The sequence below is a fragment of the Paenibacillus sp. SYP-B3998 genome (assembly GCF_010820665.1).
Classification (GTDB): Bacteria; Bacillota; Bacilli; order Paenibacillales; family NBRC-103111; genus Paenibacillus_E.
Window position 1 is genome coordinate 153,146 of the sequence record NZ_JAAIKC010000001.1, and the last position, 15,437, is coordinate 168,582.

General features: G+C 45.3%; 15 protein-coding genes. 12 read left to right on the forward strand and 3 right to left on the reverse strand.

Annotation, left to right across the window (positions count from 1 at the left end):
• Positions 1-158: 158 nt before the first annotated feature.
• The 4 genes from hisS to GK047_RS00725 all read left to right on the forward strand — a co-directional run bounded on the left by hisS (position 159) and on the right by GK047_RS00725 (position 5,657).
• Entirely contained in the window at positions 159-1,418 is a 1,260-nt protein-coding gene (gene hisS, locus GK047_RS00710) for a histidine--tRNA ligase (RefSeq protein ID WP_163940136.1), read from the forward strand.
• A gap of 41 nt (positions 1,419-1,459) precedes the next feature.
• Positions 1,460-3,241, forward strand: a complete 1,782-nt coding sequence (gene aspS / locus GK047_RS00715; protein ID WP_163940138.1) for an aspartate--tRNA ligase — start codon at positions 1,460-1,462, stop codon at positions 3,239-3,241.
• A 26-nt stretch (positions 3,242-3,267) separates the two neighbouring features.
• A complete protein-coding gene (locus GK047_RS00720) occupies positions 3,268-4,023 on the forward strand; it encodes a tRNA threonylcarbamoyladenosine dehydratase (protein WP_163940139.1) in 756 nt (251 codons plus the stop codon).
• Between the two features lie 314 nt (positions 4,024-4,337).
• A complete protein-coding gene (locus GK047_RS00725) occupies positions 4,338-5,657 on the forward strand; it encodes a replication-associated recombination protein A (RefSeq protein ID WP_163940141.1) in 1,320 nt (439 codons plus the stop codon).
• Here GK047_RS00725 and GK047_RS00730 read toward each other — a convergent pair.
• Positions 5,652-6,023 carry a DUF3889 domain-containing protein gene (locus GK047_RS00730; protein ID WP_163940143.1) on the reverse strand — a complete coding sequence of 124 codons (372 nt, stop codon included), beginning with the start codon at positions 6,021-6,023 and terminating at the stop codon, positions 5,652-5,654. The two genes, GK047_RS00725 and GK047_RS00730, sit on opposite strands and share 6 nt — an antisense overlap.
• A 92-nt stretch (positions 6,024-6,115) precedes the next feature.
• On the reverse strand, positions 6,116-7,204 hold the full coding sequence (mnmA, locus tag GK047_RS00735; RefSeq protein WP_163940146.1) for a tRNA 2-thiouridine(34) synthase MnmA: 1,089 nt from the start codon (positions 7,202-7,204) through the stop codon (positions 6,116-6,118).
• Positions 7,205-7,444: 240 nt separating this feature from the next.
• Here mnmA and cymR point away from each other — a divergent pair, with 240 nt between their 5' ends.
• From cymR to GK047_RS00760, 5 genes are all read left to right on the forward strand, one after another.
• Entirely contained in the window at positions 7,445-7,864 is a 420-nt protein-coding gene (gene cymR / locus GK047_RS00740; protein ID WP_163940148.1) for a cysteine metabolism transcriptional regulator CymR, read from the forward strand.
• A gap of 8 nt (positions 7,865-7,872) precedes the next feature.
• Positions 7,873-9,021: a cysteine desulfurase family protein gene (locus tag GK047_RS00745; protein ID WP_163940150.1), complete on the forward strand. Its 1,149-nt coding sequence runs from the start codon at positions 7,873-7,875 to the stop codon at positions 9,019-9,021.
• A gap of 29 nt (positions 9,022-9,050) precedes the next feature.
• Complete coding sequence (locus GK047_RS00750; RefSeq protein WP_163940152.1) at positions 9,051-9,572, forward strand: PRC-barrel domain-containing protein; 522 nt, start codon at positions 9,051-9,053, stop codon at positions 9,570-9,572.
• Positions 9,573-9,582: 10 nt separating this feature from the next.
• The gene (locus GK047_RS00755; protein WP_163940154.1) at positions 9,583-9,786 is read left to right on the forward strand and encodes a hypothetical protein; all 204 of its coding nucleotides are present in this window, start codon (positions 9,583-9,585) and stop codon (positions 9,784-9,786) included.
• 168 nt (positions 9,787-9,954) lie between these two features.
• Complete coding sequence (locus tag GK047_RS00760; RefSeq protein WP_163940156.1) at positions 9,955-11,025, forward strand: AI-2E family transporter; 1,071 nt, start codon at positions 9,955-9,957, stop codon at positions 11,023-11,025.
• Between the two features lie 229 nt (positions 11,026-11,254).
• Here the strand turns inward: GK047_RS00760 and GK047_RS00765 are convergent, their stop codons facing one another.
• The gene (locus GK047_RS00765; RefSeq protein ID WP_163940158.1) at positions 11,255-11,491 is read right to left on the reverse strand and encodes a DUF3951 domain-containing protein; all 237 of its coding nucleotides are present in this window, start codon (positions 11,489-11,491) and stop codon (positions 11,255-11,257) included.
• 506 nt (positions 11,492-11,997) lie between these two features.
• On the opposite strand from GK047_RS00765, the gene alaS reads away from it, so the two are divergent.
• The 3 genes from alaS (at position 11,998) to ruvX (ending at position 15,433) form a co-directional block, all read left to right on the forward strand.
• The gene (alaS, locus tag GK047_RS00770; RefSeq protein ID WP_163940160.1) at positions 11,998-14,625 is read left to right on the forward strand and encodes an alanine--tRNA ligase; all 2,628 of its coding nucleotides are present in this window, start codon (positions 11,998-12,000) and stop codon (positions 14,623-14,625) included.
• 112 nt (positions 14,626-14,737) lie between these two features.
• Positions 14,738-14,998, forward strand: coding sequence for an IreB family regulatory phosphoprotein (locus GK047_RS00775; protein ID WP_028555746.1), 261 nt, complete (start codon positions 14,738-14,740; stop codon positions 14,996-14,998).
• Between the two features lie 18 nt (positions 14,999-15,016).
• Positions 15,017-15,433, forward strand: coding sequence for a Holliday junction resolvase RuvX (ruvX, locus tag GK047_RS00780; protein WP_163940162.1), 417 nt, complete (start codon positions 15,017-15,019; stop codon positions 15,431-15,433).
• The last annotated feature ends 4 nt before the right edge of the window (positions 15,434-15,437 follow it).

Consider the following 15,437-nt stretch of genomic DNA (forward strand, 5'->3'; position numbering starts at 1 on the left):
TTATGCTGAATGTGGGTGGTACCACGGGTGAATTTGGTTATCAAATCTCTCGTCCCTGACGCTAAGTCGGGGGTGGGGGATTTTTTTGTTATATTAAAGGATTGTATGCAAACCTTGGAGCGCTTATAAGTAAAAACTATGACTAGGAGGTTGAACAAATGAGTATTCAAAAGCCGAAAGGCACACAGGATCTCCTCCCCGGCGAGGTCGAGAAATGGCAGTATTTGGAGTCGAAAGCAAGAGAATTGTGCAGGAGATTTAACTACAACGAAATCCGCACACCGATCTTCGAGCATACTGAGTTGTTCTCAAGAGGGGTCGGAGAGACGACAGATATTGTAGAAAAAGAGATGTACACGTTTCTTGACAAGGGAGATCGCAGTGTTTCGCTTCGTCCTGAAGGAACAGCTGGGGTTGTGCGAGCTTATGTAGAGAATAAAATTTACGGAGAGCCGGATGTCAGTAAGCTTTACTATGTTGGACCCATGTTTAGATACGAGCAGCCGCAAGCGGGCAGATACCGTCAGTTTCATCAGTTTGGCATTGAGGCTTTCGGTTCGGTTGATCCGAGTATCGATGCAGAAGTGATTGCGCTTGGCTACACGTTCTACAAGGAGATAGGGCTGAAGGAAGTTACTGTAGAAATCAACTCCGTTGGAACGCCGTCAGTTAGAACCGCCTACCGCGAAAAGCTTCAAGAGTTTTTCGCACCTGTTAAGGATCAGCTATGCAAAGACTGCCAATCTCGTTATGATCGAAACCCAATGCGTATTTTAGATTGCAAAAAAGATCAAAAGTTCGGAGAAGACGCACCGAATATTTTGCAATATTTGGATGAAGAATGCCAAACCCATTTCGAATCGCTTCAAGAGCATTTGCAGGGAATGGGAGTTCCATTCCGAATCAATCCTCGCCTTGTTCGCGGGCTTGATTATTACACGCACACGGCTTTTGAATATAAAGCGGCAGGCATTGGAGCCATTGATACGATTGGTGGAGGAGGACGTTACAACGGCCTTGTAGAACAAATCGGGGGCAATGATCAACCAGGCGTAGGTTTAGGACTTGGACTTGAACGGATTCTGCTTGTGCTGCAAGCGCAAGGCGTTGAAGTTCCAAAGCCGCAGCCACTGGATGTATATTTGATTGGCTTGGGTGATGCGGCTGAAAAAGAAGTAACGAAGCTATTGCATCAGCTCAGATTGCAAGGCATAGCGGCGGAGAAAGATTATTTGGGTCGCAAAATGAAGGCTAAAATGAAATCAGCTGATCGCCTTCAAGCGACTTATGTGGCTATTCTTGGAGATGATGAGCTAGCTCGAAACGAGATTACTTTGAAGAAGATGGAAACTGGTGATCAAGTAACCGTGAGTTTAGCGGACCTGACCGCGAACGCAGCTAAGACGCTTTTTGCATAAAAAACAACCAATCTTATTACCTATGAGGAGGATTTATTATTATGATGCTCAAAACACATCATTGTGGGCAGTTGACAAAAGCAGATATTGGACAGACCGTATTACTGAATGGATGGGTGCAAAGAAGACGTGATCTTGGGGGCGTACTATTCATCGATCTTCGTGATCGCAGTGGTCTGGTCCAAACGGTATTTAACCCGGATTTCTCTGGGGATGCACTTGCTATCGCGGATCGTGCGCGTAACGAATATGTGCTAGCGGTTAAAGGAAAAGTAGTTGAACGTGACGCGGAGACGGTTAACAAAAATCTTGCTACAGGCGAGATCGAAATACAAGTAACTGAAATCGAAATCATGAACGCGGCTAAAACGCCTCCGTTCTTTATCGAAGACGGCGTAGACGTCGATGAGGCTGTACGTTTGAGATATCGCTACCTCGATCTGCGTCGCCCAGAAATGCAAAAAACACTGATGCTGCGCTCCAAAGCATCGAAGGTATTCCGTAATTTCCTTGATGACCAAGGATTTATTGAAGTAGAAACACCGATTTTGACAAAAAGCACGCCAGAAGGCGCACGTGATTATTTGGTTCCGAGCCGCGTACATCCAGGCGAATTTTTCGCGCTGCCGCAGTCTCCACAAATCTTCAAGCAATTGCTGATGGTTGGTGGCTTGGAGCGTTACTACCAAATCGCTCGCTGCTTCCGAGATGAAGATCTGCGTGCAGACCGTCAACCTGAATTCACACAAGTCGACATCGAGACTTCCTTCTTATCTCAGGATCAGCTTTTGGATATTTTGGAAGAACTCGTAGTTAATCTAATGAGAGATACAGCTAATGTTGAAATTCCACGTCCGTTCCAACGGATTACTTATGCGGATGCTATGGGTAAATACGGCTCTGATAAGCCGGATCTTCGTTTCGGTCTAGAGTTGGAAGATGTCTCGGATATCGTTGAAACTTCCGGCGTTCAGGTGTTTGCGAATGTCATTAAAGGCGGTGGCCAAGTTAAGGCCTTGAACGCCAAGGGCTGTGGAACATGGAGCCGCAAAGAAATTGATGATCTTGCCCCTTTTGCAGCGCGCTACGGTGCTAAGGGCTTAGCTTGGATTCAAGTGAAAGACGGTGAATTCAAGGGACCTATCGTAAAATTCTTCAATGAAGCTGAGATTGCTGCTTTGACAGAACGTTTGGGCGCTGAAGAAGGAGATTTGCTGCTTTTCTCCGCTGATAAGAAAAAAGTAGTTGCAGATGTACTTGGCAACCTGCGTCTTAAAATTGGCCGTGAGCTTGGACTCATCGATGATTCAAAGTTCAAATATGCGTGGGTCGTCGATTTCCCATTACTTGGATATGATGAAGAAGCGAAACGTTATGTAGCTGAGCATCACCCATTCACGCGTCCGAATGAAGAAGATGTTCATTTCTTTGATACGGATCCAGGTCAAATTCGTGCACAAGCTTACGATTTGGTCTTGAACGGTTATGAAGTAGGCGGCGGTTCCATGCGGATTTACCAACGCGACGTACAAGAAAAAATGTTCGCAGCCCTCGGTTTCTCGAAGGAAGAAGCAACTGAGAAGTTCGGCTTCTTGCTTGAAGCATTTGAGTACGGCACACCTCCACACGGTGGCTTTGCATTCGGATTTGACCGTTTGGTTATGCTGATTACGGGCCGGACAAACTTGAGAGAAACGATTGCATTCCCGAAAACGGCGAGTGCGACTGATCTGTTGACCGATGCGCCTGGTACTGTAGATGATAAACAATTAGAGCAACTGTCGATTCGCTTGGCGCTGAAGCAGCCTGCTGCTAAGGCTTAAGAAACAAAGAAAGAGGACGTGTTTCCATGCTTCATCAATTTTCCCGGACGGAATTAGCTATAGGCCCAGAAGGCCTTGAAGTGATGAAAAATAGCACGGTCGTTGTGCTGGGCATTGGCGGCGTAGGCGCCATTGCAGCCGAAGCGTTAGCGCGCACAGGGGTTGGGCGTATTATTCTCATCGACAAGGATGTTGTCGATATCACGAATATTAACCGTCAAATCCACGCGCTTACGACGACTGTGGGACAGCCTAAAGCAGACCTTATGCGCGAGCGGATTAAATTAATTAATCCGGAATGCGATGCTATTGCTCTTCGTATGTTTTATACGGAAGAAACCTATGAACAAGTGTTTGCTTATCCCATTGATTATGTGCTGGATGCAAGTGATACAATTTCTTACAAGATTCATCTCATCAAGCAGTGCTTAGAGCGGAATATTCCAATCGTATCCAGTATGGGTGCTGCTAACAAGATGGACCCTTCGCAGTTCAAAGTAGCTGATATCTCCAAAACAAGTATGGACCCGATTGCGCGAGTCGTGCGTCAGGGGCTGCGTAAGGAAGGAATCAAGAAAGGCGTGAAGGTTGTATTCTCAACGGAACCGCCGATGAAACCTCGTGAGGATGTTACTCAGCAGATCGTTCCTGAGAATGCGCCGGAAATTCGCAAAGCCAAACAGCCGCCTGCTAGCAATGCCTTCGTGCCGCCTGTGGCTGGATTAATTATGGTGAGTGTTGCTGTAAAAGATTTACTGGAGCAAGCACAAAAGAAAAGTTAGCGGGGCTGTCTCAAAAGTCATTTTTGGAATTCTGAGCCCCCACTATGTAAGTGATTTTAGGATGGAAAAGAACCTTCACAGTGGTGTGAAGGTTCTTTTGCTCGTATATTGGATGCCTCCACTCGCCTTTACCATTTTGAGACAGCCCCATATAATGGAATTGCTACCTTTGGGCTCTCTTGCATCTGAACCAAAGACCGTGATTATTTCTTCTAAACCCCATGAGCAGTCGTCTCTCTCTTTTGTATTCCGCTTATCTAGCGGGTTATAATAGAGCATAAATTAAATAGAACCTAGTAAAGGAATTTACCAATATGGATTTATTCACATTTGCTTCAGGACAGGAACCAAGTGGGAAGCTGTTAGCCGATCGGATGCGACCAACGACGCTTGAAGAATATATCGGTCAGGAACACATTGTCGGCCAAGGAAAGTTATTGAGACGAGCCATCGAGGCCGATCAGGTTACTTCTATTCTGTTGTATGGACCGCCAGGAACAGGTAAAACTACCTTGGCGAATATTATCGCGAATCGGACACAAGGTGAGTTCATCAAGCTGAATGCTGTTGATGCATCAGTCAAAGATGTGCGGGAAGTCATTGAGCTAGCGAAGTCTAACAAGTCCTTATATGGACGCAAAACTACGCTGTTTCTTGATGAGGTGCATCGCTTCAACACCTCTAGACAAGATGCGCTATTGCCCGCCGTGGAGCAGGGCATTCTGATCTTCATCGGTGCGACGACAGAAAACCCGTTTCACCATGTGAACGGGGCTTTACTGTCACGCTCGACGCTGTTTCAGCTTGAAGCCCTCACGGCGCACCACGCGCTGATCGCTATGCGACGAGCCATCACTGACCCCGTGAAGGGACTTGGTTTCATGCGCCTCGAGGTTCAAGAGGAGGCGCTGCAGCATATTGCGACGATGGCTGTTGGTGACATCCGCCGCTCACTTAATGCGCTGGAGCTGGCAGCGCTCACGACCTCCCCTGAACCGGATGGTTCGGTTCAGATTACGCTAGAGGTGGCGGAGGAGTCGATCCGCCGCCCTATCGTGAAGGCAGACGAGTCCACGCAGTATGATGTGCTCTCAGCCTTTCACAAGAGCGTCCGCGGCTCTAGCGACGCAGCGTTGTTCTGGTTCTTGTATGCGGTCGAGAAGCTCGGCATGGACCCCATGACGTTCTTGAGGCGGCTAATCGTCGCCTGTAGTGAGGATATAGGTCTTGCCAACCCACAGGCCATGGTGCAATCGGTGACGGCCATGGATGCTTATCACAAGATCGGGTGGCCAGAATCAAAGTACGTCATTTCCCAGGCAATTTTATTTGCCGTAGAAAGTCCGAAGTCGAATTCGATTCCAATAGCTATCTCACGAGCGACCCAGCTTATGGAACTTGTTAAATCTGCAGATGTGCCGATGCATCTGAGAGACACGCACTACAAAGGTGCAGAAAAATTAGGGCATAAAGGGTATATGTACCCGCATAATTTCCCAGGACATTACGTTGAGCAGCAATATTTACCGGATGAGATTAAGTATGAAGTCATCTTTAGCGCGAGTGATCAGGGAACAGAAGAGAAAATGAAGCATAATCAACATAAAAGAAGAGGGAGACCTGCCGACTCATAAGAGTTGGAGGTTCCCTCTTTTTTCTTCTTCCATCGAAATCGTGAACATTTTCTGTGTTACTGGATCATACCGAATGGATACGATCAAGGGAAATTCATCGTCGTTCTTTTTTGCCCAGAAGCGGAATTGCTGTTGGGCTACTCCTGGCGCTACGTTCGAGCGTCCCAGATAAAGATAGTTTAACAAGGTGTATACGTTGCCAGCCTCTTTAAAGGCGACGCGGCTCCATTGAGCATATTCGAGTTCCGATTGCTGGGATTGCTCTTGTCTATGAAATACAGCTTCGCTTTTTACATTTATCGTAGCTGCTGCATTTCCGCACGCAAATGTACAAATAAAGAAAAGTACGGCTGCTGCTTTGCTCATTCGCTCACACCCTTCGTAATTATCCTTTGCTTGAGACAAAGCCAACATACGAAAGAAGGTGGAGGTAATATCTTCAACAAGCTGTGGCAAACTTATTTATGAACCTTGTCAATGATACCGCCACCTAGACATACTTCACCTTCATAGAAAACAACAGATTGACCTGGTGTCACTGCCTTTTGAGGTTTATCGAAGACAACTTCACAAGTCCCATCTGAGGAAAAAGTAATTTTTACACCTTGGTCAGGCTGACGATAGCGAAATTTGGCTGTACAGGCGAATGTGTTGGAAGGCTTGCTCGGACTAATCCAATTCACGTCCGTTGCCGTCAAACCTTTGGAATAAAGCCCAGGATATTGCTCGCCCTGAACAACTAACAAGCGATTAGTTTCTAGGTCTTTATCAACGACGAACCAGGGTTCTCCTGTACCAGATCCACCAATACCTAGACCCTGTCTTTGCCCCAGCGTATAGTACATAAGACCATCATGACGACCCCTAACCTCATTATTGCGGATATCGACCATATCACCTGGCTTGGCTGGCAGATACTGGCTTAGGAAGCTCTTAAAGTCCCGCTCACCAATAAAACAAATACCCGTGCTATCTTTTTTCTTCGCTGTAGCTAAGCCAGCAGCCTCCGCAATCTCCCGAACCTTCGGTTTAGGCAAATGGCCAATAGGAAACATCGCCTTCGACAGCTGCTGTTGGTTAAGCACATTAAGGAAATAAGTTTGATCCTTGTTAGTGTCATTGCCACGAAGCAGCGTATACTCGCCATTATGTTCCTTCACTTGCGCATAGTGACCTGTAGCGATGTAATCGCCACCCAGATCCATGACCTTCTGGAGCAGTTCGCCAAATTTAATCTCCCGGTTGCACATCACATCTGGATTGGGTGTGCGTCCCTTGGTGTACTCGTCCAAGAAGTAGGCAAATACCTTGTCGTAGTATTGCTTCTCGAAATTAACTGTATAGAAAGGGATATCGAGCTGGTCGCATACCCTTCTGACATCCTCTGCATCTTCTTCAGCCGTACAATGTCCGAACTCATCGGTATCGTCCCAATTTTTCATGAAAATGCCAATAACCTCATAACCTTGCTCCTTGAGCAGCAGCGCGGCGACTGAAGAATCGACACCTCCGGACATGCCGAGAATGACTCGTGTTTTTTTACTCATAGCTGTGAACCTCTTTTCTATCCTTCAAGACTTTGTGAAACTCTCACTATTATACATCTCTGTCCTAGAAATTTAAAATATTTCATGAGAATGTCATTGTTTTTTCACCACAATAGAAGGAATTATGATAACATATATACGATATACGGGTGTTTAGGAATGTTTTGGCTCAAAATGGAAACGCTGTTTATCAGGATAGGGACGACCTTGATGGCATAAATGTTGAATGAGGTGTTATTTTTGAAAATTTCTACAAAAGGCCGCTATGGTTTAACAATCATGATGGAGTTGGCCAATCGTTTCGGTGAAGGGCCGACTTCACTTAAAAGCATTGCGGAGAAGCATCAGCTTTCCGAGCATTATCTGGAACAACTTGTAGCTCCGCTGCGTAATGCGGGTTTAGTTAAAAGCATTCGTGGAGCTTACGGTGGCTATATTCTTTCTAAATCTCCCGAGCAGGTTACAGCAGGAGAAGTTATTCGAGTGTTGGAAGGGCCAATTAGCCCGGTTGATTTTACGGAAGAAGACGATCCAGCGAAAAGGGATCTTTGGATTCGTATTCGCGATAGTATTGCAGACGTATTAGATTCAACTACACTTGCCAACTTGATTTCTTTCGAAGATCAAGGCAAGAATGACAACTATATGTTTTACATTTAAGGTGAGATATGAATCCTATTTATCTCGATCACGCGGCGACAACGCCAGTGCATCCCGACGTCTTGGAAGCCATGCTTCCTTTCTATACAGCTTTTTTTGGCAATCCTTCTAGCACACACAGCTTCGGAAGAGGGACAAGAACCGCTTTAAACCGGTTTCGTGACTCAACCGCCAAGTTGTTAGCCTGCCCGCCCTCACAGCTCATTTTTACGAGTGGCGGGACGGAGAGCAACAATATGGCAATCTTCGGGATAGTGAATGCGGATAAAGTTGGCAAAAAGCATATCATTACGACACAAATCGAGCATCATGCTGTTCTGCATCCTTGCGAGCGGTTGGAGAGTCTCGGGTACGAAGTTACCTATCTGCCAGTAGATCCGACCGGTCTTATTCAAATCGAGGATGTAGAGGCAGCAATACGTCCGGATACGGCTCTAATCTCCATGATGTATGTCAATAATGAAGTGGGTACGATTCAGCCCATTGAGCAAGTAGGGCAGCTGGCGAGAAGTCGCCAAATCCCATTTCATGTGGATGCGGTGCAAGCTCTTGGCAAACTCTCGTTGAACTTGGATACGCTGCCTGTTGACTTAATGAGTCTGTCGGCTCATAAAATATACGGACCCAAGGGCGTCGGCGCGCTTTACATTTCTAAGAACATGATGGTTTCGCCTCATGTTTATGGCGGTTCCCAGGAAAGAAAGCGCCGAGCAGGCACGGAAAATGTGGCCGGCATCGCGGGGTTTGCGAAAGCTGTCGAAATTTTCTTGCCGATGATGGAGCAAATGCAACCAAAAGTTGTTGAGCTTCGTCAAATTATGATAAGCGTTCTAGAACAACAATTAGGTCTTGAGAGTTTTACCATCAATGGTCACAAGGAACAGTCGATCCCACATATTCTTAACATCAGCTTCCCAGGTATTTCTACTGAAACATTACTCATGAATCTTGATCTTGAAGGCGTAGCAGCTGCAAGTGGCTCCGCATGTACTTCGGGATCATTAGAAACTTCCCACGTATTGAAAGCAATGAAGCTTCCAGAAAATGTTACAGCCTCCGCGGTTCGATTTAGCTTTGGAATGGGGAATTCTATAGAGCAAATTGAAACAACTGCCCAAAAGCTTGCAGCCATTGTTAAAAGGTTACGTAAGATATAGAACTGGGTAGTTCTAGGAGGGTATGACGTTTGCGCAAAGCGCACGATCTAATCGGACTTCCCGTGTTAACGGTACAATCCGGTAAGCAAATAGGTCAAGTCAAAGATTTGTTGTTAGACCCGATGTGGAACATAAAAGGCATCGTACTTGAAACGAAGCAATGGTTTTCTTCCCTTCGTTATATTCCTTGGGAGGATCTCGTTGCAGCTGGAGAAGATGCCGTTACCATACTGAACGATAATGTCATTCAAGAGCTGGAGCAAACGGAAAGCCTGCATGCATTACTTGAAGGAAGCCGCAAGATTAAGGGTCTTCCCGTCATTACGGTGGGTGGACAGCAATTAGGCATGGTAGAAGATGTTTATTTGAACCAAGATTGGGGTAAACAAATAGTAGGCTATGAACTGTCCGAAGGGTTTATTTCTGATTTGAAGGAAGGGCGTAGATGGCTCCCGATGCCGGATTCGGCAACCAAAGGGGAAGATGCTATCATAGTGCCTGTACATTGCACTGAAGAAGTAATAGATCTCTTCGTATCCAAAGAAGAATAGGGTGAGTAACATGATGCGTTGTCCAAACTGCAATTCCAAAGATATCGGGAAAATTGGTTCCCATCAATTTTACTGCTGGGGCTGCTTTATTGAGCTCAGCGTAAATGGCGATAAAATGTCCGTGTATCAAGTAGAGGAAGATGGTACGTTAAGCTCTCTTGATGACTTGTTTTTTGAGGAAGAGATTCCTCAAGTTCACGTTCACGCCAATTAAGAGGTATGTTAATTAACGAAACGTCATGACTCAGGTGCTTACCCTAAAGCGCTTGAGAAGATGGCGTTTTTTGTTGCGTTTGTTTTCATTTTCCTGCGTCGGATTAATTTTCTAAGGTTGTACATATACTGTACTAGCGAAAGATTATGCCTGTGTCGGGGTGAATAGATGGAACGATTCTGGAAAAATAAATGGTTTATTGTATTAATCTACGCGCTGCTCGCGTTGTCGACGCTCTGTCTTTTGTTGCAAATAAAGCCGATTATTTTTAGTCTATTTGGTTTTTTTAAAGCGATTTTAACTCCTTTTTTTATCGCTCTCATTATTTCCTACATACTGAATCCCGTTGTGAATATTCTTAACCAACGGAAAGTACCGAGAACGATCGCGGTGCTTTTGATCTACAGTGTGTTCATCTCGTCATTAACGGTTGTTATTATGAATATGACGCCTATGTTTATCGCACAAGTCGCTGAGCTGAATGAGCATATGCCAGAGATGTCCATGCGCGCCCAATCGTTAGTGGATGGATTTAATCAGAATCAATTATTACCTGACAGCGTACGGACGGGATTCAACGATTCATTGGCAAAGTTGGAGAATGCCATTTCAATGGCGATTTCTAATTACGTGCATCAAATTGGAAATACGATTAACATGCTGTTAATTGCCTTCATCGTGCCTTTCGTTGCCTTCTATATGCTTAAAGATTTTCAACTTATGGAGAAGACAGCATTGGCTATTGTGCCGAAAGAGCATCGCAAAAAGATCGTCAAGCTGCTTATTGATATCGACACAGCGCTAGGCAATTACATTCGTGGACAGTTGCTCGTCTGTTTGATTATAGGAATTTTTGCTTATTTAGGGTATTGGCTCATCGGGATGCCTTATCCGCTGTTGTTGGCAAGCGTTGTGGCTGTGTTTAATATCATTCCGTATCTAGGCCCCTTCTTTGGCGCGGCCCCGGCGATTCTTATGGCCTCGACTGTTTCCTTAAAAATGGTTTTATTGGTGGCGATGATTAATTTGGTTGTGCAAATATTGGAAGGAAATGTAATTTCTCCGCAAGTGGTTGGAAGAACGCTTCACATGCATCCATTATTCATTATTTTTGCCCTTCTTGTGGGTGGAGAGGTGGCGGGGATCGTTGGCTTGATCTTGGCTGTTCCGTTTTTTGCTGTGCTAAAGGTGATCATTCAGCATGTGTTTTTGCACTATGTGCATCGTCCGACAACGTAAAGATAAATGGATAGAGCTAAGTGAACGCACAAAACCCCTCTGAGCCATGACTTGCGGGATCATGGTTCAGGGGGCTTTGCACGAGGGTTGAGGATATGAAAGGAGTGGCAATACGTAAACCATCGAATAGGAGCCACGGAATTCGTATATCTAACAAGCAGCATTTCCATTCGATAATGAAAATCATTATCACTAAAGTAATTATACTTCCATTGAGAATCATTGTCAACTAGAATGTTTTTTGCTTTTTTAGATGTTTATTTTTGTCGTCGCCTTGATCGTCATCTTCTTCTTTTTGTTCTTTTTGTTCTTGGAATTCGATCCTCGTTTGACCAGTTATATAGTCAAAAGGGTTATATCTATTATCAGGTATTTCTTTTTTTATAAGTGTTTTAGCCATGATGTAAATGATTAAAATAAACACCGGCCCGATTAAGGCTAATACGACAAGAGATGAGAAATCCATCGTAAGATCCTCCTAACGCTTATACATCTTCTTAGGTTATACGATACCTAGACAGGGAGGTTTCATGAATTTGTAATTACAAAAAAATAAGTTTATGTTCTGATTGAATGTGTTATGGCAAATGGCCAATATTGACAGGGTGAGAGCATAAAGCTATAATTTGCCTTATCTATAACTATTGTGAAAACATTGATGAAACTTAAGTAGGTCATAGTCCATCGTCAGAGAGAAGGTTCCGGTGCACAGCAAATAAAACGCTCTGTATTTGGCTGAGAGAACCTTTCGATGTTAGGATGACTGAACGCTCGTTTCGGAGTGTGGATGAACTCCACCGGTTGGACCCGTTACAGTTCGCACAAGGAGATTGAGTTTGTTGTCCTGACTAGGGTCGGATGCCATGAACGCAATAACCAGGGTGGTACCGCGATGATTCGTCCCTGTTTAGCTACAGGGGCGTTTTTTGTTTAAATACATGAGAACACATCTATATTGGGGGCATGAAACAGATGAAAGCAAGTGAAATCCGTTCGAAGTGGTTACAGTTTTTTGCTAGTAAAGGTCACAAGATTGAGCCTAGCTCATCGCTAGTTCCACACAATGATCCTTCCCTCCTTTGGATCAATGCAGGGATTGCTCCCCTCAAACCTTATTTGGATGGTCGCGAAATTCCCGATAATCCAAGAATTACGAATGCTCAGAAGTGCATTCGAACCAACGATATTGAGAATGTGGGCAAGACGCGTCGTCATCACACATTTTTCGAGATGCTAGGTAATTTCTCAATTGGCGATTATTTTAAGCAAGAGGTTATTCCATGGGCATGGGAGTTTCTTACCGACCCGCAGTGGATTGGTTTTGACCCCAATCGGATATCCGTTACTGTCCATGAGGACGATGAGGAAGCTTTCGAGATATGGCATAAGCAGATCGGAATTCCCGAAGATCGTATTTACAAGTTGAAGGAAGATAATTTCTGGGATATTGGCGAAGGGCCTTGTGGTCCATGTACGGAAATTTTCTACGATCGCGGTGACGCTTATGGAGATCTGGCAGATCCAGAATGCTGGCCTGGTGGGGAGAACGAACGTTTCCTAGAAGTCTGGAACCTGGTGTTTACACAATTCAATCATAATAAGGATGGCAGCTATACGCCGCTTCCGAACAAGAACATTGATACAGGTGCAGGACTAGAGCGCTTTGCTTCGATTCTGCAAAATGTAGATTCGAATTTTGACACGGACCTGTTTAAACCGATCATTGATAAAACATGCGAGCTTACTGGCGTAGCTTATCACACGAACGAAGAGTACGATGTTGCATTGAAAGTAATTGCGGATCATATTCGTACGGTAGCCTTCTCCGTTGGAGACGGTGTGCTCCCTTCTAATGAAGGACGTGGCTATGTCATTCGCCGTTTGCTTCGCCGTGCGGTACGTTACGGTAAGGTACTAGGGTTGGATAAACCGTTTCTGCATAAGTTGGTTCCCATTGTTGGAGATATCATGGGCGTTTACTATGCAGAAGTTGTGGACAAGCGTGAATTTATCGAGAAGGTCATTCGGACAGAAGAAGAGCGTTTCCATGAAACGTTGAGTGATGGCCTGAACATCCTTGCAGAAATGGTAGAAAAGAGTCGTCAGGCTGGCGAAAACCAAATCAGCGGGCCGGATGCATTTAAGTTGTATGATACGTATGGTTTCCCTTTCGATTTAACGGAAGACTTCGCAGCAGAAAAAGGCTTAACCGTTGATCGTCAAGGTTTTGATGCTTCTATGCAAGAGCAGCGTGATCGGGCAAGAGCAGCCCGTCACGACGAAGGCGGCATGAAGGTACAAGGCGGCCCACTGGCCGATTTCACGGTTAAAAGCGATTTTGTTGGATATAATGAGTTGGTAGTTACTGCTAATATCGTGGCTATTGTTCATGAGAATCAATTTGTTGATTTCGTTGGGGTTGGAGAATCTTGCCAAGTTATCCTGGATCAAACCCCTTTTTATGCAGAAAGTGGCGGTCAAGCTAGTGATTATGGTACAATCTCGAATACTCAAGTAATACTGAAAGTGGAAGATGTGAACAAAGCGCCCCACGGTCAGCATGCGCATAGAGTTATCGTCGAATCTGGTGTACTGCGCAAAGGAGATACCGTGCAAGCAGCTGTAGCTCCCGCACAGCGAGGAGATACGATAAAGAACCATACGGCGACTCATTTGCTGCATAAAGCGTTGAAAGAGGTACTTGGTACGCATGTTAATCAAGCAGGGTCGTTAGTAGAACCTGATCGCTTGCGTTTTGACTTCTCGCATTTCGGCAGCATTACTGCTGAAGAGCTGCTTGATGTCGAGCAACGTGTAAATCGCCAAATATGGCATAACACGCATGTAGACATTTCGCTCAAAGCAATTGCTGAAGCGAAAGAGATGGGCGCAATGGCCTTGTTTGGCGAAAAGTATGGCGATATCGTGCGTGTTGTGCAGGTCGGCGACTATAGCCTTGAACTGTGTGGTGGTTGCCACGTTCATAATACCGGGCAAATCGGTTTGTTCAAAATCGTAAGCGAGTCCGGTATTGGTTCCGGCGTTCGTCGGATCGAAGCCGTAACGGGGCGCAGTGCTTATGAATTCCTCGACCAGCAGCTGCAATTATTGAAGGAAGCGGCTGGAATGCTGAAATCCAATGTGCAGGATGTCCCGAAACGTTTGGAGAGCACGTTAGGACAATTGAAAGAGTTATCTCGCGAAAACGAATCGCTGCGGAGCAAACTTGGTCGTATCGAAGCGGGGTCGCTTATCGATCAAGTGAAGCAAGTTGTCGGTGTTACTGTACTTGCGGCGCAAGTGAACGCAGGTGACATTGATTCGCTTCGCAACATTGTGGATGAAATGAAAGTAAAACTAGGGTCGGCGGTAATCGTTCTAGGTTCAGTAGCGGATGATAAAGTCAATCTAGTTGCTGCTGTTACGCCAGATCTTGTTGCAAAAGGCTTCCATGCTGGGAAGATCATTAAAGAAGTCGCCTTGCAATGTGGGGGAAGCGGCGGTGGACGTCCAGATATGGCGCAAGCAGGCGGTAAAGATGCATCTAAACTGCAAGGCGCACTCGCTGGAGTCGAAGGTCTCGTAGCACAATTTGCATAATTATTTTTATTTGGGACAGGAATTATTAAACCCGTAGAGAATATATCACTGTATATACGGAACATTTTCTAATATTTTACAAAGGTATCAAACGGAAAGTGGGGTGCTCCTGATGAGTTCCATGGATAAAACGATGAAGTTCAACGTTAAGGCGGAAGAGATCGAGACATCACCCAAAGATGTGTTACTAGCGGTTTACGATGCTCTTCAGGAAAAAGGATATAATCCGATAAACCAGATTGTCGGGTACTTGCTTTCTGGAGATCCTGCGTACATTCCGCGTCATAACAACGCTCGAAGCCTTATTCGTAAACGCGAGCGTGACGAACTGATCGAGGAACTAGTACGCGCTTATCTGGGCCAACACAAATAGTAGGAAAAGAGAACCGGCATGAGATGGATGGGCTTGGATTATGGAGACAAAACGATCGGTGTGGCGATAAGCGACGAGCTGGGGTGGACGGCTCAAGGGCTTGAAGTCATACATCGCCGTAAGCCTGGAGAAGATTTTGACCGACTTACGGCGATAGTTAGTCAGTATGGCGTCACTGAGATTATCGTAGGCTTACCCAAGAATATGAATAACACAATAGGCCCACGGGGCGAAATTGCAATTGCATTTTCTGAGGAATTAAAGCAAAAAACTAATGTACCTGTACACTTGTGGGATGAGCGATTAACAACTGTTGCTGCGACCAGAGCGCTTCTTGAAGGCGATGTGAGTCGCAAAAAACGGAAGGCGGTTATTGATAAAATGGCTGCACAGCTTATCTTGCAAGGGTATATGGAAGCTAATATGAAGAGGTGAACGA